A 19,965-nucleotide genomic window follows, 5' to 3' on the forward strand; every position below is an offset into this window, starting at 1 on the left:
GTGGAGGCGGCGGGGGAGGCGTCGTCGGGACGGGCGAAAGAGGACCAGGATCGGGGTCCTCCGTGCATATCAACTCCCCGTTCGTTTGCACCGAGCAGCGGGCGTAGCTCGCGGGGGCGGCCACCACCTGCACCAACCCGACGAACGCCGAGGCCGCCGCGATGGCCGCCGCGGTCACCGCACGGGACCTGCGCGAGCGGCGGCGTTTGCGCCGCACCTCCCGTCTGGCCCGGCTATCTGATGCTGCCATGGGTTTTCTCCTTTCTTCCATTTCTGCCGAGCAGGACGTGGACGTTGGCGGCCGAGGTCACCGCCAGCTCCGCCACGTACCGGCACCAAAAAGCGCGGTCGCCCTCGCGGTAGCGGCGATGCGCCTCCAGGAACCGGGGCATGTTCGCGGCGAACAGCAGGCCCAGCGGCGGAACCAGCGAGCCGACCAGGCCGCGCCGACGGGGAATCACTTGCATCAGGCACCTGCCGAGGCGCCCGTTGCCGTCCATGAACGGATGGATGAACTCAAGCTGGGCATAACCGACGGCCGCCTGCTCCAGCGAAGTGACCAGTTGGTCCGCGCGGCGGTGCCCGGACAGGATCGCGTCACACTCGCGCGCCGCCTCCTCGGCCTCGCCGAAGCCGCCGCAGCTCTCCGCCGTGGCGATCGGTGCGGGAACCAGCGCCGCGTATTCACGGCCGTCGGACCACACGCCGTGCACCACACGCGTCACCGCGCCGGACGCCATAGCAGTCATCGCTCGCTCCCGTCACCGGCCGACTGCCTGGCGGGCACGGTAGTGACGGATCGCGAACACGTACCAGATCAGCGGGAGTTACCAAATTTCCGCAGGCATAACCATGCCACCGGCGGCTTAACCATCTGGCGTCGGCGGAACGTACCACGCCCAGCAGGAATGTGCTGGTCAGCGGCAGAGGGTACAGGCCGACCATCGGCGGATGCGTGCGCTACTGCAGCCGCACTTCTCCCCCCGCCAAATGCGCGCCCTGCGGCCCCGCATCGCCGAATTGACCCGCGGCCTGCTGGACGACCTGGCCGCGCACGGCAGCCCCGCCGACCTGCAGAAGTCCTGCGACATGATCCACTCGTAGCCGGTGGGCGGCACGGAGGATTTCTCGTCACCCTGCTGGGTGACCCAGTGCTCGAGTTTGTGCTCGCTGGCCTGCCCGCCGATGCTATCGACAGGCATCTCGCACAGTCGTGGCTCACCCTAGGATGAGCCGGGACGTGGCGAAACGGCTGGGCGGGGAGAATGCCGGGATTCAAGGTGCGGGCCGTGGTCGAGGATGACATGCCCGCCGTGCGGCACGTGGCCAAGCGCTTTGGGCTGTTGACCGGGTGGCCCGCGGCGTGCGACTTCCTCGACGCCGAGCGCGCTTTCGGCACGCTGCTCATCGCGTCGGCGGATCCCCGCGCCGCCCAGGGCTTCGGTGGCACCCTGCGACGGGAGGCCGTCACCCACCTGGGCGACCTGTTCGTCCTGCGCGAGCACCAGTCCTCCGGGGTAGGACGGGCACTGCTGTCGAATCTGCTCGCCGGCGACGGTCCGAAGGTGACGTTCGCCTCGTCCGACCCCCGTGCGGTGAGTCTCTATGTCCGGTACGGGCTGCGCCCCTGGTGCCCGCTGCTCTACCTGACCGGGCCGGCCGCCGGGCTACCCGCGCCACCGGTGCGGGAGGCGCGGGTGGAGGACGTAGCACCGTTGGACGCTCGCGCCGCGGGAGGGGCCCGGCCAGACACGCTCGCCTGGTACGCCGCCATCCCGGGCGTCACGCCGTACACGACCGACCAGGGATACGCCTTCGCGCGCGTAACCGACGGTCAGATCGTGATCGGCCCCGCCGGCGGCGAGACTCCGCAGGACTGCGCGCAAACCGTGCTCGGCGCCCTCGCCGCGACCGCCGAAGGAATCGGCGCCGGCCCGTTCCCCCAGGCGGCGCGAACGGCCCGGATCGCGGTGCCGGGCGTGCATCCGCTCGTGCCAGTGCTCATCGGGGCCGGCTGGCGAATCAGCGACATGGACACGTTCATGGCCAACGACGCCGCCCTCACCATGATCCACCCCAGCCGCTACATCCCACACCCCGACCTCGGCTGACAACGCGCCCACCGTAGGACGACAGCACGTAGGGGCCCTCCCAGAGCGGGGGCGTCCATGGCTTGGTCTCGCTGGCCGGGGGGGGTTCGTTCGTCGCGGAGATGATCAGGCAGGATGCGCTGGGCGGTGAGGCGGACCCGGCGCTCCGTTTTCGCTTTTGATCTTGACTAAGACCAGCAAGTTGTTCACCGCGTCGACGTCACCCGCCTGGCCAGCCTTACGTAGCCAGGTCTCGGCCTCGACCCACTCGCCCTTCTTCATGAGCACCATCCCCAGCACATTCATCGCCCGCACGTCGCCGAACGTGGTGCTGCGCCGAGACCAAGCCTCGGCCTCGTCCAGCTCATCCCGCCTGATCAGCAGCAGCGCCAGATCCGTCATGGCGCTGTGGCCGCCCGCCTCGGCAGCCCTGCGCCACCAGGGTTCGGCCTCCTCCAGGCGGCCCTGCCGCCGCAACACGATTCCCAACCGGGTCATCGCCATAGTGTCGCCGGCCTCGGCTGCCTTGGCATACCAGCGCGCAGCCTCGTCGAGCTCGTTCCGCTGGTCGTGGAGCACGGCGAGGTGGCGGATGGCGTTCATGTCGCCGGTCTCGGCCGCCTGGCGATACCAGTCGACCTCCTCTCCGAACGGATCGGCGTCCTGCTCGCGTAGCCATTCCGGTACCGGTTCGTTAGTGATCCGCTTCCATTCGGCGGCCACGTCCTTGGGTGCCATTCGATAGGCGGCGCGGAGCAGCCGGGACGCCTGGTAGGTGACCATTTCGCTGCTCTCGAGAGTGATCGCGCCGGGGTGGCCAAACCAGATCGTCGATATCAGCGGCACGGCGGCGTCCACCGGCCGACTCGCCTCCAAGCGCAGGAACCCGAGCAGCAGCAGCACTTGGAGATAGCCGGCGCCGAAGCGCGCCAAGGAGCCCACGGCCAGCTCTCCCCAGAGCGGGGCCATCCTTTCGGCCACATCCAGCGCTCGACCGTGCTCCCCGAGGTGGGCGAGCAGGGACGTGAGAAGGTTCAGCGATCGGGCCAATCCCTCTTGGTAGGCGTCGGGGTCGGCCTCGGCCAGCGGCTCATAGATGTCCACCGCGCGCTGGGCGTGGGCCAGCGCTCCATCGGGCAGCCTGGCGGTCGCGCAAATCATGACCAGGGCGCCCAGCGCCGCAGCGAGGGCAGGGCGCTTCCCGGCGTCCTCCTCGGCCGCCTGCTCATAGAGGGCGACCGAGCGCCGCATGGCAGTCAGAGCCTCGCTTGTTCTTGATGTGGGAAACATCTCCGCGAAGTCTCTCAGCGTGGACGCCAGGAGGAGCCGATGGGCACCTGGGTCCGCTGCGGCAAGGCGTTCGCTGATGTCGAGTGCGCGCTGGATCGCGACGGTGGCGTTGTGCCGTTCCCCCATCTTGGCGAGCTGCTTGGCGAGGTCGGCTAGCACGGAGGCGAACGCGGGCAGGAACAGGTCGGGCTCCTGCTCGGCCAACCACTCGTAATAGCCGACCGCGAGCCGGAAGCCCTGCAGCGCGTCGTGCGTTCGGCTCTGCGCGACCATCTGCCGCGCCAGGTTGGTGGCGGCGGCGGCGAAGGCGTTTAGATCGGCGGCGGTGCGCAGGGAGCCGGTCTCCAGGTGAATGGCGCCGATGGTCGTGTAGACCTGGACCTTGAGGTCGCCGAGGAGCCGACTGCGGGCAGGGAGCGCGCCAGCCAGCTCCCACAGCGGCTCCAGCGACTCGGTTCGGCGGGGCATGTTCTCGACAGCTTCAGTCAGAGCCGACAGCAGCGGATCAGGGTTCTCGGTCTGCAGCGCGATCGCCACGGCGTGCCGGGCGAGATCGGGCTGACCGCCGATCAAGCTAGTGAGCTGGCCGACGAGGTCAGGCTGGTGGAGCGCGGCGCGGGCGAGGACGTGCAGGACATGCCGCGCCCGGGTAGCGGAGGGTTCGGTGAGAGCGCGGGCCAGGAAGCCGGGGTTCTCACGGGTGACCGCCGCGACGAGGTACTCGGCGAGCAGGTCGGGATGCAGCGATCCCCAGTAAGCGTCGCCTGCTGCCGGATACAGTTCATGCAGCCAGACCGCGACGCGGATGTGCAGGTCCTCGTCTCCGGCGGCGATACCGGGTACGGCCGCTATCAGGCGCAATGCCTCGCCCTGGGTTGACGCCCCGCACAACGCGGCCATAGCCACCGCACGAGCCAGAACATGGTTGTGCAGATTGACGCGAGTGTTGGGCGGACGCCGGAGGGCGGTGCTCTTCCAGTAGCGCCGCTCATGGCGCAGGATCTCCTGCTCGGGCATACCGCCTGCGTCCGAGCCGCCCAGCACGACGACGAGGGCAGCCATCTGTATGTCCAGCGCGGTGCGGTAGCGCTCAGCACGCAGATCCGGTGTGCCATCGCCAGCCCCGGTGCCAACGTCGACACCATCGGCCTGGTTACGTCGTGGGCTCGGCTCCGGTACTGCGGGCAGACTCAGCCGACCGGGTCCGGAAAGCCGGTTCAAAGCGGTGCGCAGCTGGGTCACGGCGTGAGTGAATGCCTGTTGGCGGGCGGTGAGGCTGTCGTCCAGTACGGGCAGCGCGGTGACGTGGCCAGGGTCGGCCAGGTAGGCCAGTTCGCCCAGATCATCACCCAGTGTCTGCCACCAGTCGCCCGCCGAGCGGGCCAGCAGCAACACCCGGGTCGGCGCGCCCCGTTCGGCCAGCGCGCGCAGCAGGTCCAGCACTTGCCCGGCGCGGGTCTCGGCGTAGTCGACGATGACCAACAGCCGCTCGGCGCCGGAGGCCAGCCGGGCGAACGCCGCCCGCTCGACCTGGCCGCCGCCCCCCACGAGGGAATCGGCCAAGACCGCGATCACCCAGGAGCCGGCCAGGTCATGGGCGAAGGCGCGGGCCAACCGGGTCTTGCCCTGCCCACCCGGTCCGGTGTACAACCGCACCCTCACCCCACCGCTCCGGTCTTCGGCGTTGGCCCAGGCACGTAGTCCGGCCAGCTCTCGCTCACGGCCGTAGAAGCCCACCGCCTCGGCGTCGGCACGCAGCAGCATCGCCGGCGAGCGCGGCCGCACCCGGGCCGGACTGGTCAGCACCGCCGCCAACTCGGCTGGTTCGGCCACCGCTCGCTGCCCGGTCGCCTGCTCGATGAGGGTGCGGAAGGCGAGATCGAAGACGAACGCACGGACCGGCACCACGCTCAGACGACGGGCTCCGTACTTCGGGGTCTCCTCCACCACCACCCCGACGATCAGATCCCCGGCCAGCACCGCAGCACCGGACAGGCCCGCCCACCGCAGCCCGTCAGGGCGTTGTATCGGGACCGGGCCCTCGATGTCGGCCTGAGCACGCCCGCTGAGCCAACCGGCCCCCGAATTGACCGACATCTGCAAATGCTCGACATCCCGGCTGCCATCTCCGGCCTGCTGAGCCCAGGGAAACCCCATCGCTTCGACCGGGTTGGCGGCGCTTATCCCGGTGTAGACACCCCACCGGGCCGTCGGCACCGCCAGCACCTGGTCCTGCTCGACGGTGACAGCCAGCACCGCCACATCCTCGACCGGGCTTCGCCAGGCGACCCGGCAGAGCCGTTTCCGGTCGTCGCCGAGCAGCCGCACCCCTACCTCGACGGCGGCTTCCACCGCGTGGCGGGCGGTCAGCACCAGACCCGGCGCGATCAGATAGCCACTGGCCAGAGCCAAAGGCCTCGCATCGCGGCGGGCGAGGATGTCGACGACCGGACTCTGACGCATGCCACCTCTCCAGAGCCGCTGGCCAGGCTGATGCCCGCGTACCGGTTACCAGGACCGCGACGGGCGCGACTGCGCCTGGGCCACCTCGTCATTGATCACCGGGCGCTCACCGGTCGCAACCGAGAACGGCGCCAGAGAGAACATAATGCGGTGGGTGTCGGTGTGGCTCCGCTTGCCCGAGGCACCCGCCTCGACCACGCCGAGGGTCAGCTTGCCCTCCCCGCCCTTCTCCCTGCCGATCTGCACCAGGAACTCCACCTCCACCGCGTCCACGGTGAACCGCAACTCCTCCCCCAGCATCTCTGCGCGGTTGCGCGCCTTGACAACCTCACCGCGCACCAACTCCATCGCTTCGGCCAGCGACAGCAACTCATCACCCACGACCGGCTCCCGTCTTTAGGACGCTGCACACACAGGACCTGCCAGTCCTCTTCGAGCTTGACCCCGTACCGGCTCCCGTCTTTAGGACGCTGCACACCCTAAACGCCACACCCGCCGCCGGTCGGCATATGCACCGATTTCCCCAAGATGCCTCACCGACCCTTACCGATCAAGGCCGAGCCGACCGATAGCGCATTGACGGGCGGTCAAGCCGCGTGCTGGCGGACGGTTGATCGCGTAGGGCCGCTGACTCTTAATCACCAGCGGCTCGGACTCGGCGGAACACCATGCCGGCGGTGATGGCGGCCGCTGCGCCCAGCAGCGCGAGTACGGCGGGGATGAGGGTCTCCGTCCAGGGCCACGCGCGGCCGGTCAGCTTGACGTCCTGCAGCGGGTACTCCAGCGTCTTGGCGGCGAACCGGGCGGTCTGCACGTCGTACGTGCGGGCGATGTCGCGCAGCACCGGATCGAAGGCGAACTCCTCGGTGGTGTGGAGGTATTCGGGCCGCAGGCCCGCGGTGCCCGGCACCTGGAGCCTGAAGGCGTCCAGGCCGGGCACGAGCAGCCGATCGAGGTCAGCGGCAGCCGCCGCGACCGTCGAGCGGGGCACGAACGTCAGGCCATGCCGGGAGCGGACCGGGCCGTCGCCGACCGCGACGGTCCGCCCGACCATGGACTCCTCGGTGTAGGAGACGAACGTGGCGGCGAGCTCCAGTTCGCCGATGCCTTCGGTGAGCCGTACGCCGATGGTCGACGGCCTGCTCTGGTAGGAGGAGTTGAGGGCCACGACCACGTCTGATGCTGCCCAGTCTTACACGGGGATCCGCGCGGAGACGCCGGGCGAATAGTGGCGCCAGTGGACGGCCTGGGCCGCCTCGCGGGCGGTGTCCATGTCGACCAGCCGTTCCACGATCCGGAGGGCGCCGTCGGTGCCGGACAGCACGCCCGCCGTGGTGATCACATTGCCGTCGTCCACATATCGCTCGCCACTGATCCAGTTGACGTCGGGGAAGTCGTCGCGCAGGCCGGCCAGCCGGGTCCAGTGCGAGGTCGCGGGCCTGCCGTCCAGCAGCCCGGTCGCGGCGAGCGTGCGCGCCCCGGCGCAGACGCTGACGGTCAGCGTGCCGGCGGCCGACTGCTGCCGCAGCCAGGCGTTGATGGAGTCGAACTCGGCGGGCGCGGGTGGCTGCAGCGCCGGAATCACCACGGCGTCGAGCTTGTCCCGCCGCTCGCCCAGCAGCCGCCCCAGTTCGGCGAAGGTGAGGTCGGGCACGATGTCCAGGCCACCGGTCAGGGGCACCAGCCGGGAGCCGGCCGACACGACGTAGGTGTTGAACCTGCCGGTGCCTGCCAGCACCTCATACGGGCCGAGCAGGTCGGCCACGTTGGCGCCGCTGCCGCCGACCAGGAGCGCCACCGTGGGCTTGGCCGGATCGTGGACCTTCGCCGCGGGCTGAACCGAGACCGCGTCCGCGCGCGCCCGGTACAGGTCGCCGAACTTGCCGACGGTGTTGACCGCCGACACCCCGGCCGGGACCAGCAGCGCGGCCAGCACCACGGCCACCCTCCTGACCCACACGCGGATCTTGCCGGTGCCTGCCTCATGAACTGTCATCGCCAGGCTCCTATCGAAGAACGTGATGTCCCTGGCCGGCCGACGCCAGTTCAACGCTTCGGTCAGGCCCCGGCAAGCGGCCGCCGCACGGTTGTCCGAAAGGGTGGGTTTTATGTCCGATGTGGGCGCTAGCGACCATTGAGCATGGCGACCGGGCCGTACCGGGCATGGGGTGCTCCCACGGCGAACGCCCAGTACCGGTCGCCGTACGACCAGTGCCACCACTCCGTGGGATAGTTCACGAACCCCGTCGCCGTCATGGCGACGATCAGGATCTGCCGGTTGCTCCGCGCCTCCGCGGAGATCCCCGGCGCGTCCGTGTAGCACTCTTCGCCGTGTTCCGGAGGCGTGGCGTTGACCTCCGCGCCCATCGGCAGCTCGGTTCCGTCCACGGTGCACAGCGTGACGTCGACCGCTCCGCCGGCCACGTGCGGCGCCACCTCGGGCGGTGCGACAAACTTGCCCGCCTCGGCGCGCAGCCGCTCCCGCGTCCAGTCGGGGTGGATGCGCCGCATCCTGGCCTGCCAGTCGGCGAAATAGCGTTCCTGGAGCGCGTACGGGCGGTAACCCTCCACGAGCAGCAGCCGGAGCCCCCGGGGGAGCTGGGTCTGCGCGCCCGTCAGGCGGTCGGCGACGCCGAGCCGGACGTGCGCGTAGGCGCCCGCGGGGTCGGCCAGCCGCGGGTCCACGTGGATGACCTGCTCGCCGCGGAGGTCGATGAGGGGCTCGTCGCACTCCCGCACCGGCATGGCGGCGATGCGCGGGTCGGACAGAAGTACGTGCTGCGCCATGGGGCTCTCCAAGCGGACAGACGAAAGGGTCCGACGCAGCATGGACCGGGGCGCTTCGAATACGCTGTAATCCGCTTTACAGCGACAGGCCCGGCGATGACAGCTCGGCGTACTCCCTGGAGCCGTGCAGGCGGAAGATCTCCAACGCCGCCGCGGCGGTCCGCTCGGCGGTGGCGACGTCGCCGAGGGCCTCGTGCACCCGGGCCAGGTCGCGGAGGGTGCGGGCGCGGAACAGCGCGGCGCGCAGGCGTTCCCAGATCCGCAGCGACTCCTCCAGGCAGTCCTTGGCCTGGTAGAGCCGCCCCTCCGCCAGGTGCAGCTCGCCGAGCGTGCGCAGCGTGCAGGCCTCGCCGAAGGAGTCCTGCAGCGTACGCAGGACCGCCAGCGCCTCCTGCAGCGGCTTCCTGGCCTCGTCGAACCTGCCCTGCCGCAGCAGCGCCTTGGCCAGCGCGCGCTCGCAGTACGCCGTCATCATCCGGTCGTCGGCCGTCTGGAAGATGGCCAGCGCCCGCCTGGCGACCTCCTCGGCCCGGGCCGCCTCGCCCCTGGCGCGGTGGTAGAGCGACATGCTGCGCAGCGTCAGGCCCTGGCCGCGGCGCGAACCCGCGGCGGTGAACAGCGCCAGCGCCGCCTCCAGATCGGCCCACGCGCCGGGATAGTCCCCGGTCTCCAGCCGTACGGTGCCGGCCAAACGCCTGACGTGCCCCAGCGCCGAGGCGTCGTCGAAGTCGGCCAGCAGCTCCCGCGCCCGGTCGAGGAAGTGCAGCGCCTCGGGCAGGTACCCCTGCTCCCGGCAGGCGGCGCCGAGTGAGGCCAGCGCGGCGGCCTCGCCGCGGGTGTCCTTGGCCGCGCGGAACATCGACAGCGCCTGGCTGAGGTGGGCCCGCGACTCGGCGAACGAGTCCCGTTCGTAGTGCAGTTGCCCGAGCCCGGCCAGCAGCGTCGCCTCGCCGAGGGCGTTGTCCATGCGGCGGGCGGCCGACAGCGCCGCCTCATGCGTCCGGTGCCAGCTCGCGAAGGGGTCGTCGAAGACGTACTGGTGGCCGCCGAAGGCGGTGCACGACAGCGCGGCGGTCAGTTCGACAGCGAGTTCGTCCAGGTTCATCCCGGCGGCGAGCTCGACGCCGGCGATCAGCGCCTCCTGCTCGCAGCGGAACCAGGCATGCGGATCGGCCACCACCGACCGTGCCACCCTGTCGTCCACCGGGCGGGCCAGCCGGTAGGAGGCCGACACCGAGATCAGGTACGGCGGCGTCGACTCGTTGATCCGCTCGACCAGCCAGATCCACCCGCCCAGGACCCTGCTGACGGCGGCGGCGCGCGCCGTCGTGTCGTCCTCCGCCAGGGCACGTTCCCTGGCGAACAGCCGGATGAGGTCGTGGAGCCGGTAGCGGAGCTGCCCGATCGGGTCGTCTCCCTCGACGTCGACGAGGGAGACGTCCACGAGGTGCTCCAGGATGCGTTCGGCCTCGTCCAGGTCCGTTTCCAGGGCGGCGGCGGCCACCCAGGCGGGGAAGGACGGCAGGCCCATGAGGCCGAGGCGGCGCAGCGCCGTCCGCGCCTCGGGCGGCAGCAGCGCGTAGCTCAGGCTGATGCCGGCGCGCACCTGCTGGTCTCCGACGGTCAGCTCGTCCAGCCTGCGCCGCTCGTCGGCCAGCCGGTCGAGCAGCCGCGCGAGCGGCCACTGGCGCCGCGAGGCCAGCCGGGCGCCGGCGATGCGGATGGCCAGCGGGAGCCGGCCGCACAGCTTGACGATGGCGGACGCGGCGTCGTGTTCGGCCGCCACCCGGTGCTCACCCGCGATCCGCGCGAACAGGTCGATCGCCGTGCCGGAGGGCAGCACGCCCAGCTCGACGAATGTGGCCCCGGCCAGGCCCACGAGCCGGTTGCGTGAGGTGACGAGGACCGCGCAGCCGGGCGCGCCGGGCAGCAGCGGCCGTACCTGCGCCTCGGCCGATGCGTCCTCCAAGACCACCAGCTTGCGCCGGTTCGCCAGCAGCGTGCGGTAGCGGCCGACCCGCTCCTCCAGCGTGGCGGGCGGCCGCGACAGGTCGGGATCGAGCTCCCGCAGCAGCCGGCCCAGGACCTCTTCCGCACCGGCCGGGGCGTCGCTCGTGCCGCGCAGCTCGACGTGCAGCTGGCCGTCGGGGAAGTGCTCGGCGACCTCGTGGGCCACCCGGAGGGCGAGGGCCGACTTGCCCATGCCGCCGGCACCGGAGATCACGCAGATCGGCATCGCCTCCGGCAGGGTCAGCGTCGCGCGCAGCGTCGCGATCTCCTCCTCCCTGCCGATGAAGTCGGCCGGCGGCGGGGGCAGCTGCCGCAGTCTCCTGCGCCGGGCGGGGGGCAGCAAGGCGGGGTCCGAGCGCAGGATCGCCTCGTGCGCCTCCCGCAGCTCAGGCCCCGGCTCGATGCCGAGCTCGTCGATCAGCACCTGCCTGCCCTCGCGGTACACGGCCAGGGCGTCCGCCTGCCGGTCCGCCCGGTAGAGGGCCACCATGAGGTCGCGGCGCAGCCGTTCGCGGGCGGGATGGAGGGCCACCAGCTCGGCCAGCTCGTCGAGGAGGCGCTCACCCTGGCCCAGCGCCAGCTCGGCGGCGATCCGCTCCTCGATGACGGTGACCCTGAGCTCGTCCAGCCGCATGGCCTCGGCCCGCAGGAAGGAGTCGGTGATCCCGCCGAGCGCCGGTCCCCGCCAGAGCGCCAGGGCGGCGCGGAGGCTCTCCCGTGCCTCCTCGTGCCGGCGGTCCCGGACAGCCTGCCGGCCCTCACCCACGAGCCGCTCGAAAACCCGCAGGTCGAGCTCGTCTGCCGGCACCTCGGCGAGGTAGCCGACGGGGTGCGAGACGATCACGCCGGTCATGCCGGCGCTCTCCAGCGACCGGCGCAGCGACGCGATGTACGTCTGCAGAACGGCTCGCGCGGTGGTGGGCGGGCTCTCGCCCCAGATCGCCTCCATGAGCCGTTCGACCGGCACGATCCGGCGGTGATCGAGCAGCAGCGCGGCGAGCAGCGCACGCGGCTTGGCTCCGCCGAGCTTCGCCTGCTGTCCCCCGTTCCACGCCTCGACCGGGCCGAGAAGCCGGAACTTCATGCGTCCTCCCCAAGGACGAGGGCCTCATCGCACTGAGACTAAAGGTCATTTGTCAGGGCGTACCAGGCTCAAGACTGCCCTAAAGCGAAGTTGCAGCGGGGTCACCCACGCTCTCGGTGTCCGATCGAGAACGACCCCGAAATGAGGGATCACCATGGGTGACATTCGTTGCACTGGCCGGCGGCTCGCCGCGGCACTGGCCGCCACCACCGTCGTGGCCACCGGCCTCACGGCCGTCACGGCCGCTCCGGCCTTCGCGGTGAGCAGGCCCGCGATCGTCTCCGCCGCCCAGAGCGAGCTGAACAACGGCACACGCAACCACGAGAGCCCGATGGGCAGCGGTTGCAACTACTACACCGGTTTCTTCCGCCCGTGGAAGCCGGGGACCGGCTGCCCCAGCACCGGTGGCGTGCAGTGGCGCGACAGCGACTGGTGCGCCGACTTCGCCAAGTACGTCTGGCGCAAGGCAGGCGTGAAGTACGCCGACATCCCCGAGGGCAGCGGCGGCGTCCTCGACGGATGGGCCGCCTCGTTCAAGAACTACGGGACCACGTACGGAACCTGGCACACCAGGGGGAGCGGGTACACGCCGCAGCCGGGCGACGCGGTCGTCTTCGACTGGGACCAGAGCGGCGACATCGACCACGTCGGAATCGTCAAGAGCGCCGACGGCTCCACGGTCTACACGATCGAGGGCAACAGCGGCGACAAGATCCAGGCCAAGTCGTACTCCCGGTCGAACGTCGACATCGTCGGCTACAGCGCCCCGGTCAATGGCACGTCCACCCCGGAGGCGCCTCCGGAGGGCCGGGACTCGACGGGTTACTACAACCCGGCTGACGGCACCTTCCACCTGCGTAACGCACTCGGCGACGGCGCTTCCAGCACTGCCTGGGACACCGGGCTGGAGACCATTCCCGGCGCGGTCATCCTGACCGGCGACTGGAACGGCGACGGCAAGGACTCCACCGGCTACTACAACCCCGCCGACGGCACCTTCCACCTGCGCAACACGCATGACGACGGCGCTTCCAACGCCGCCTGGGACACCGGACTGGAGACGATCCCCGGCGCCGTGGTCCTGACCGGCGACTGGAACGGCGACGGCAAGGACTCCACCGGCTACTACGACCCTCGCGACGGCACCTTCCACCTGCGCAACACGCATGACGACGGCGCTTCCAACACCGCCTGGGGCACCGGGATGGAGACGATTCCCGGCGTGGTGGTCCTGATCGGTGACTGGAACGGCGACGGCAAGGACTCCACCGGTTACTACAACCCCGCCGACGGCACCTTCCACCTGCGCAACGCGCACAGCGACGGCGCTTCCGACTACGCGTGGGGCACCTCACTCGAGACCGTTCCCGGTGCGGTGGTCCTGACCGGCGACTGGAACGGCGACGGCAAGGACTCCGTCGGCTACTACGACCCTCGCGACGGCACCTTCCACCTGCGTAACGCCTTGGACGAGGGAGCCTCCGACTACGCGTGGGGCACCGAGCTGGAGACCCTTCCGGGCGCGGTCGTCCTGACCGGCGACTGGAACGGCGCCTGAGTCAAGACGTGCGACCGACACCGAACTCTTAACTCCCCATGGAGCATCTCATGAACCATCGATTCGCCCTGCGCGCCGCCCTCACCGCCCTGACGCTCACCGCGGTGGCCGGACTGTCCGCCGCTCCCGCCCACGCCGACCCCGCAGAGCCGTCCGTCTACGTGGCCGCGGCCTACTCCGTGTCCCCGTGCGATCCCAAGGGCGTCACGTCGTCGGACAATGCCCTGGCCGGCACGCTCAACGGGAAGCTGAACAAGAAGATGCGCGGGTACATGACCGGCTACCGCGTCTCGTGCGCCCGCATGGTCGTCAACACCGTTCGCAACCTGGGCCTGCACTCGCGGGCGGCCGTCATAGCCATCGCCACCGTCATCGTCGAGTCGAGCATCCAGAACATCAACGAGGAGGTCGACCACGACAGCCTCGGCCTGTTCCAGCAGCGCGCGTCCTGGGGAAGCAGGGCGCAGCGGCTCGACCCTGTGTGGGCCACCACCGCGTTCATCAACAAGATGAAACGGGTGTATCCGAACAACAGCTGGATGAACGCACCGGTCGGGCAAGTGTGCCAGGACGTCCAGGTATCGGCCTACCCCGACCGTTACCAGGTAGAGGCTGGCGACGCGCAGATCATCGTCGATCACTTATGGCAGCCGGTGCCAGCGCCGACGCACGGCCGGGACTCGACGGGTTACTACAACCCCGCCGACGGCACCTTCCACCTGCGCAACGCGCTCGGCGACGGTGCCTCCAGCACTGCCTGGGACACCGGGCTGGAGACCATTCCCGGCGCGGTGGTCCTGACCGGCGACTGGAACGGCGACGGCAAGGACTCCACCGGCTATTACAACCCCGCTGACGGCACCTTCCATCTGCGTAACGCCCATGACGACGGTGCTTCCAACGCCGCCTGGGGCACGGGGATGGAGACGATTCCCGGCGTGGTGGTCCTGATCGGTGACTGGAACGGCGACGGCAAGGACTCCACCGGTTACTACGACCCTCGCGACGGCACCTTCCACCTGCGCAACGCGCATAGCGACGGCGCCTCCGACTACGCGTGGGGCACCTCACTCGAAACCGTTCCCGGCGCGGTCATCCTGACCGGTGACTGGAACGGCGACGGCAAGGACTCCGTCGGCTATTACAACCCCGCCGACGGCACCTTCCACCTGCGCAACACGCTTGACGACGGCGCTTCCAACGCCGCCTGGGACACCTCGCTCGAAACCGTTCCCGGCGCGGTCATCCTGACCGGCGACTGGAACGGCGACGGCAAGGACTCCACCGGCTACTACAACCCCGCCGACGGCACCTACCACCTGCGCAACACGCACGACGACGGCGCCTCCGACTACGCGTGGGGCACCGCGCTCGAGACCGTTCCCGGCGCGGTCGTCCTCATCGGCGACTGGAACGGCGCCTGACGAAGGGATCGAGGAGAAGGCATGGCGACCGGGAGTCGCCATGCCTTCCTGCGTGAAAAGGGTCCTGGGTTGGGCTTGCAAGGTGGGCGAAGCGTTGTCAAATGTGGACATCATGGATTTCAACCTCCTCGGCCCGCTCGAGGTCGTGGACGGCGATCGGATCATCCCGATCCGGGTACCGCGCCATCGCGCGGTCCTCGCCGTACTCGCCCTTGAAGGGGGACGCCCCGTCTCCCTCGAGCTGTTGCAGGAGGCGCTGACGGGCGGCCGGGAGATCACTACCGGCGTGATCAAGGTCTACGTCAGCGACCTGCGGAAGATCCTGCCGAGGGACCTGATCGAGACCGTCCCGGCCGGATACCGGCTGCGGGTCGAGCCGGACCGGGTCGACGTGTGGCGGTTCCGCGACCTGGCCGACCGCCGGGACGAGGACCCGGTCACCCGCATCCGCACCCTGGAGCAGGCGCTGGAGCTGTGGCGCGGTCCGGCGCTGGCCGACGTGGACTCCGATCACCTGCGGCGGATGGAGGCCGCCGCGCTGGAGGAACAGCGCGCGGCCGTGGAAGAGGAGCTCTGCGACGTCCGGATCGGGCTCGGTCACCACCGCGAGTGCGTCGTCCGGCTCAGGAATCTGGCCCGCCGGTACCCGCTGCGGGAGCACGTCCACCTGCTCCTGATGGTCGCCCTGTACCGCTCCGGCAACCTCGGCGAGGCGCTCTCCCACTACCACCGGGTGCGCCAGGTCCTGGCCGAGGAACTCGGCGCCGAGCCGTCCGCCGAGCTGCGCCGCGTGCACGAACGCATGCTCCGCGAGGACCCGGCCCTGGACGCCGAGGAGGTCCGTACCCCTGCGGAGCTTCCCCCTGACGACCGCTCCTTCGTCGGCCGGCGCGACCTTCTCAGCGGCTTGTCGGCCGCGATCGCCCGCAGCCCCGCGCACGGGCCGCACCCCATCGTCCTGTACGGCCACGCGGGAGTGGGCAAGTCCACGCTCGCCGTACACGCGGCTTGGCGGCATCGGGCGCGGTTTCCCGGGGGCCAGCTGTTCGCGGATCTGCGCAGGCAGCCGGACGCGGCCGGGACGCTCGCCCGGTTCCTGCGCGCGTTCGGCTACCCAGGCGGTTCGATCCCCGCGACTGTGGAGGAGCGGACCGCGGTCTACCGGACGCTCACCGCGGATCGCCGACTCCTCGTCCTGCTCGACAACGCGACCGACGAGGAGCAGGTGCGCCCGCTGATGCCGACCGGCCCGGGCTCACTGGCGATCATCACGAGCCGCTCGGCGCTGGCCGGGCTGGCTGGAGCCGAGCCGTTCGAGGTGGACGTTTTCACGGCGGCCGAGTCCCGCGAGCTGCTGGAGCGGATGGCCGGGCGGGCGCGGGCCGAGGTCGACGGCGAGGCCACCGCGAGCGTGCTCGACGCCTGCGCCGGGCTGCCCATCGCGGTCCGCGCGGCGGCGGCGCGGCTGGCGGCCAGCCGGGACCGTTCTGCCCGGGGGCTCGCCCGGCGGCTGCGGGACGAGGCCGCCCGCCTGGACGAGTTCCGCGCGGGCGACACCGGGGTCCGGCCGCTGCTCAGCCTGGCCTACGAGGGCCTCGACCCCCGGCCGCAGGCGCTGCTCGCGCGGCTGACCGCGATCACCGCCCCGAGCTTCGCGGCCTGGGTCGCGGAACCCCTCGCCGGTGGTCCCGCCGCCCTCGACGGGATCGCCGACTGCGGCCTGCTGCAGCGGCTGGCCTGCGACGACGCGGGCCAGGACCGGTTCCGCGTGCACGAGCTCACCCAGCTAATGGCCCGCGAACGGCTCCCGCCCGAGGACGCCGCGCCGGCCCTGTCCCGCCTCGCGCGGGTGGCGCTGGCCCGGGTGCGGGCGGCCGTCCTCCCGCTGACCTCGGAGGGGTTCGGCGCGAGCCCTGGTCCGGAGGCGGTCAGCATGGGCACGACCAAGATCCGTGACTCGATCGAGTGGCTGGACGCCGAGCTCGGCTTCCTGACCGCGCTGGTGGCCGACCTGCACGGCCTGCCCGGACACGCGTGGCGGCTCGCGCATGCCCTGACGCCTTTCCTGGAGGTACGCCACCAGCAGGACGAATGGCGGACCGTCAACCGGCACGCGCTCGCCGCCGCACGTGCCGACGGGGACCCGCTCGGTGCGGCGCTGGTCCTGCGCGATCGCGGCGACCAGCAGCGGGCCGAGCGCGACCTCGCGGGCGCGATCGAGACCTACCAGTCGAGCCTCGGGCAACTGATCCGGTACGGCGATGCCGTGGAACGCGCGCGGGTCCTGTTCCGGCTCGGGGTAGCCCGGCTGGACCAGTCCCGGCTCGAGCAGGCGGAGCGCTCGCTCGCCCAGGGACGGGCCGAGTTCCGCGGTTGCGGCGACCGGCGCGGCGAGGCCGCCTGCGTGCGCGCGCTCGGCGTCGTCCGGCACCGGGCCGGCGACCAGGAAACCGCGCTCGCCTGCCTCCTCAGCGCGCTGCGTTCGGCCCGCGACCTCGGCGACCGCTACGGCCAGGCCGCCTGCCTGCATGGCCTGGTCTCCGTACGGCTGGCGCGGGGAGAGGTGAGCGCGGCGCGCCAGCATGCGGAGGAGGAACGGGACCTGGCGGAACGCCGCCTGCGTGACCCGAGATTGACCGCGAACGCGCTGCTCAGCATCGCCGTGGTCCTGGCGGCCCAGGGTGATCCAGAGGCCGGGGAGCACGCGGGCGAGGCGGCCCGACGCCTGCGCGCCCTGGGAGATCGATACGGGCACGCATGGGCGCTCACCACGATCGGCGACATCACCGGCCGAGCGGACGAACTGGACCTGGCCTACTCGATGTTCAACGAACTCGGCGACCAGTACGGCCTCGCCGAGACTTCACGCAAACTGAAACGATCCTGAACCCCTCTGATCGCACGCTGTCCCTGACGCGGGAACCGCCCGCGCAGAGGAAGGGCAGAGCGATGAAACGCATCCTCCAGCTGCTCGCGACCATCACCCTGACCGTCGGCCTCATGACCGGGGCCGCGGCCGGCGCGCAGGCCGCCACCGAGACGACCACGATCACCAGGGGCCTCACGTCCTTCGGGCTCGACTGCGGCCACTGGTACAACGCGACGTGCAACCTCTACTTCAGCCGCAGCCTCACCCGCAAGCTCGCGAAGCTGCCGTCCATCGGCCGGTCGAGCCTCGGAGAGTGCAACAAGTTGTCCGACTGGAAGGCGAAGGCGGCCTGCTTCGGGCTCGTCGTCGTGGCCAGGTCCGTACAGAAGACGGTGAAAACCGCCGCTCGGACCAACCAGTGCCTGAAGATCCGCTTCCAGAAGGCGGCCCCGGCCGTGATCGTCGGGTGGTGGCCCTCGGGCAGCGCAAAGTACTGCAAGAACTGAACGGTTCGAGGTGATGGCGTGGCGAAGGGGCCACGCCATCACCATTTCCCGATCAACGGATGGATGGGAGATCCTTGTGTCGACATGGACGCGACCTGTTGCGTCTGGGCGCCGACATCGAGGGTTGGAACCGACCGTGCCCGACCAGCCGTACCGAATTGGGGGCTACCGGATCGTGCGGCGGTTGGGACAGGGCGGGATGGGGGTCGTCTATCTCGCGGAGGCGGAGTCCGGCGCCCGGGTCGCGCTGAAGGTGATCCATGGCGAGTGGGCCCGCGATCCCAGGTATCGGCGCAGATTCCAGCGTGAGGTGAGGATCCTTCGGCGGGTGGCCGAATCCGCGCGGTTCTGCACCGTGCCCATCCTGGACTCGGGGACTGAGGGCGACCGCGCCTACCTCGTCACCGAGTTCGTCGACGGGCCGGATCTGGCCGAGCGGGTCGCCCGGGACGGCCCGCTCGCCGGGCCCGATCTCCTCGACCTCGCCACCAGGACGCTGCTCGCGCTGGAGGCGATCCACGCCGCGGACGTCGTACACCGCGATCTGAAGCCGGGAAACGTGCTGCTCGGCCCCGACGGGCCGAAGGTCATCGACTTCGGCATCGCCCAGATGGCGGATTCGCTCACGCTCACGACCACCCTCGTCGGCACCCCCGGCTACATGTCGCCGGAACAGGCGCTGGACCACCAGGTGACCTTCGCCGCCGACGTCTTCTCGTGGGGCGCGGTCACCGCGTTCGCGGCGACCGGCCGCTGTCCCTTCGGCGAGGGCAACTCGCCCGCCGTCACCTTCCGGGTGGCGTACGAGGAGCCCGACCTGGAGGGCGTCGACGGGCGCCTGCGCGACGTGATCGCGTGGGCGCTGAACAAGGCCCCGGAACGCCGCCCGACTCCCCGCGAACTGTACGCGGCGCTCACCGGCGAGCCGGGTGACGTGCTGATCCCCGTGGACAGCGGGTGGACCGTACCGGACCCGCACCTGCCGCCCGGGCCTTCCGGCCGCCCGCCGACGGGTGGCCGGAAGGCCCTGCGGCTGGTCGCGGTGGGACTGGCGGTGACCGGCCTGCTGCTGCCGCTGAATGTCCTCACCGGAGTGGTGCCCCTGGGCGCGCCCGGCTGCGCCGACCCCGATGAGACCCGGGCCCTGCCGCTCTCGCTGACGGACTTCGACACCACGAGGAAGGGCCAGGTGGCCGCCACGGAGGACGGCTGGACGGTCGCGTCCCCGGGCGGTTACACCTGGACGGGCGTCCACGGGCGGCTACCCGCCTGGTGTCGCCTCCAGGTCGATCTGGACGTCCAGGTGAAGGGCCCGACCGAGGAACCCTTCCTGAGCATGGGCTGGGGATACGGCATCGGCGTATGCTCCCGCTTCGACGGCAGCCAGCCACGGGGCCTGTCCCTCCAGTACGCCTTCTACCAAGGGGAAGAAGCGCAGGAGAACCACATCAAGGTGGTACGCCTGCCGGCCGCGAACGCCCATCCCGGCCCCCAACCCGCCGATCCACCCCAGGGCCTGGACCAGGGCACCCACCACTGGCGGATCATGTTCGACCAGGACAGGGTGGCCTACCAGCTGGACTACGGCGTGCTTCAGACCGCCTGGTATCCGGTCACCGGCGACCCCCCGCTGCTGGCCGACTGCCTGGACAGCTCGTTCGTGCTCCGCTCCTGGCTAGCCGAGGTCGAGGTGCGCAACGTGACCGTCAGCCCCGGGTGAACTCGATTCTGGGCCTCGACCGTCACCACTCGCGGGCCTACTGTCGGCGGCAGGAAGGGAGCGTCATGAAACTGATCACGATCGCCTCCGCGCTCCTCGTCGGCGGTGCCTGGCTCGTCGTCGTCCCAATCGCCGCGGAGGCCCAAACCGCCTGCTCATGGACG

The 19,965-nt window shown here is 70.7% G+C and carries 15 protein-coding genes; 7 read left to right on the plus strand and 8 right to left on the minus strand.

Annotated elements, in window-relative coordinates; all coding sequences use genetic code 11:
- The coding region (locus Amac_RS44060) for a hypothetical protein (protein WP_155360411.1) at window positions 1-250 on the minus strand (250 nt) is incomplete at its 3' end.
- Entirely contained in the window at window positions 234-749 is a 516-nt protein-coding gene (locus Amac_RS44065; protein WP_155360412.1) for a Fic family protein, read from the minus strand. The genes Amac_RS44060 and Amac_RS44065, both read right to left, overlap by 17 nt.
- 202 nt (window positions 750-951) lie before the next feature.
- Here Amac_RS44065 and Amac_RS44070 point away from each other — a divergent pair, with 202 nt between their 5' ends.
- Both Amac_RS44070 and Amac_RS44075 read left to right on the plus strand, forming a co-directional pair.
- On the plus strand, window positions 952-1,104 hold the full coding sequence (locus Amac_RS44070) for a hypothetical protein (protein WP_174900299.1): 153 nt from the start codon (window positions 952-954) through the stop codon (window positions 1,102-1,104).
- 185 nt (window positions 1,105-1,289) lie between these two features.
- Entirely contained in the window at window positions 1,290-2,111 is an 822-nt protein-coding gene (locus Amac_RS44075) for a GNAT family N-acetyltransferase (RefSeq protein ID WP_170322959.1), read from the plus strand.
- Window positions 2,112-2,216: 105 nt separating this feature from the next.
- Here the strand turns inward: Amac_RS44075 and Amac_RS44080 are convergent, their stop codons facing one another.
- The 6 genes from Amac_RS44080 to Amac_RS44105 form a co-directional block, all read right to left on the minus strand.
- Complete coding sequence (locus Amac_RS44080) at window positions 2,217-5,843, minus strand: tetratricopeptide repeat protein (protein WP_155360414.1); 3,627 nt, start codon at window positions 5,841-5,843, stop codon at window positions 2,217-2,219.
- 45 nt (window positions 5,844-5,888) lie between these two features.
- On the minus strand, window positions 5,889-6,224 hold the full coding sequence (locus Amac_RS44085) for a trypco2 family protein (RefSeq protein WP_155360415.1): 336 nt from the start codon (window positions 6,222-6,224) through the stop codon (window positions 5,889-5,891).
- Window positions 6,225-6,477: 253 nt separating this feature from the next.
- On the minus strand, window positions 6,478-7,017 hold the full coding sequence (locus Amac_RS44090; RefSeq protein WP_155360416.1) for a hypothetical protein: 540 nt from the start codon (window positions 7,015-7,017) through the stop codon (window positions 6,478-6,480).
- Between the two features lie 18 nt (window positions 7,018-7,035).
- A complete protein-coding gene (locus Amac_RS44095) occupies window positions 7,036-7,839 on the minus strand; it encodes a DJ-1/PfpI family protein (protein ID WP_155360417.1) in 804 nt (267 codons plus the stop codon).
- Between the two features lie 128 nt (window positions 7,840-7,967).
- Window positions 7,968-8,630, minus strand: a complete 663-nt coding sequence (locus tag Amac_RS44100) for a M15 family metallopeptidase (RefSeq protein ID WP_155360418.1) — start codon at window positions 8,628-8,630, stop codon at window positions 7,968-7,970.
- Between the two features lie 76 nt (window positions 8,631-8,706).
- Window positions 8,707-11,724 carry an AfsR/SARP family transcriptional regulator gene (locus tag Amac_RS44105; RefSeq protein WP_155360419.1) on the minus strand — a complete coding sequence of 1,006 codons (3,018 nt, stop codon included), beginning with the start codon at window positions 11,722-11,724 and terminating at the stop codon, window positions 8,707-8,709.
- Window positions 11,725-11,878: 154 nt separating this feature from the next.
- Here Amac_RS44105 and Amac_RS44110 point away from each other — a divergent pair, with 154 nt between their 5' ends.
- From Amac_RS44110 to Amac_RS44130, 5 genes are all read left to right on the plus strand, one after another.
- Complete coding sequence (locus tag Amac_RS44110; protein WP_218041659.1) at window positions 11,879-13,282, plus strand: CHAP domain-containing protein; 1,404 nt, start codon at window positions 11,879-11,881, stop codon at window positions 13,280-13,282.
- Between the two features lie 50 nt (window positions 13,283-13,332).
- Window positions 13,333-14,706 (plus strand): hypothetical protein, encoded by a 1,374-nt coding sequence (locus Amac_RS54565; RefSeq protein ID WP_174900300.1) that lies wholly within the window; start codon window positions 13,333-13,335, stop codon window positions 14,704-14,706.
- A gap of 112 nt (window positions 14,707-14,818) precedes the next feature.
- Window positions 14,819-17,593, plus strand: a complete 2,775-nt coding sequence (locus Amac_RS44120; protein ID WP_170322960.1) for an AfsR/SARP family transcriptional regulator — start codon at window positions 14,819-14,821, stop codon at window positions 17,591-17,593.
- A gap of 62 nt (window positions 17,594-17,655) precedes the next feature.
- Window positions 17,656-18,081: a hypothetical protein gene (locus tag Amac_RS44125; protein ID WP_155360421.1), complete on the plus strand. Its 426-nt coding sequence runs from the start codon at window positions 17,656-17,658 to the stop codon at window positions 18,079-18,081.
- A gap of 136 nt (window positions 18,082-18,217) precedes the next feature.
- Window positions 18,218-19,801 carry a serine/threonine-protein kinase gene (locus tag Amac_RS44130; RefSeq protein ID WP_170322961.1) on the plus strand — a complete coding sequence of 528 codons (1,584 nt, stop codon included), beginning with the start codon at window positions 18,218-18,220 and terminating at the stop codon, window positions 19,799-19,801.
- Window positions 19,802-19,965 lie beyond the last annotated feature (164 nt).

This window comes from Acrocarpospora macrocephala (assembly GCF_009687865.1).
In the GTDB taxonomy this organism is placed as follows: domain Bacteria; phylum Actinomycetota; class Actinomycetes; order Streptosporangiales; family Streptosporangiaceae; genus Acrocarpospora; species Acrocarpospora macrocephala.

Excerpts from the sequence above, each read along its gene's own strand:
- Amac_RS44065 (WP_155360412.1), bottom strand. The coding sequence starts at position 749 with ATGACTGCTATGGCGTCCGGCGCGGTGACGCGTGTGGTGCACGGCGTG.
- Amac_RS44070 (WP_174900299.1), top strand. The coding sequence starts at position 952 with ATGCGTGCGCTACTGCAGCCGCACTTCTCCCCCCGCCAAATGCGCGCC.
- Amac_RS44080 (WP_155360414.1), bottom strand. The coding sequence starts at position 5,843 with ATGCGTCAGAGTCCGGTCGTCGACATCCTCGCCCGCCGCGATGCGAGG.
- Amac_RS44095 (WP_155360417.1), bottom strand. The coding sequence starts at position 7,839 with ATGACAGTTCATGAGGCAGGCACCGGCAAGATCCGCGTGTGGGTCAGG.
- Amac_RS44100 (WP_155360418.1), bottom strand. The coding sequence starts at position 8,630 with ATGGCGCAGCACGTACTTCTGTCCGACCCGCGCATCGCCGCCATGCCG.
- Amac_RS44105 (WP_155360419.1), bottom strand. The coding sequence starts at position 11,724 with ATGAAGTTCCGGCTTCTCGGCCCGGTCGAGGCGTGGAACGGGGGACAG.
- Amac_RS44110 (WP_218041659.1), top strand. The coding sequence starts at position 11,879 with ATGGGTGACATTCGTTGCACTGGCCGGCGGCTCGCCGCGGCACTGGCC.
- Amac_RS54565 (WP_174900300.1), top strand. The coding sequence starts at position 13,333 with ATGAACCATCGATTCGCCCTGCGCGCCGCCCTCACCGCCCTGACGCTC.
- Amac_RS44120 (WP_170322960.1), top strand. The coding sequence starts at position 14,819 with ATGGATTTCAACCTCCTCGGCCCGCTCGAGGTCGTGGACGGCGATCGG.
- Amac_RS44125 (WP_155360421.1), top strand. The coding sequence starts at position 17,656 with ATGAAACGCATCCTCCAGCTGCTCGCGACCATCACCCTGACCGTCGGC.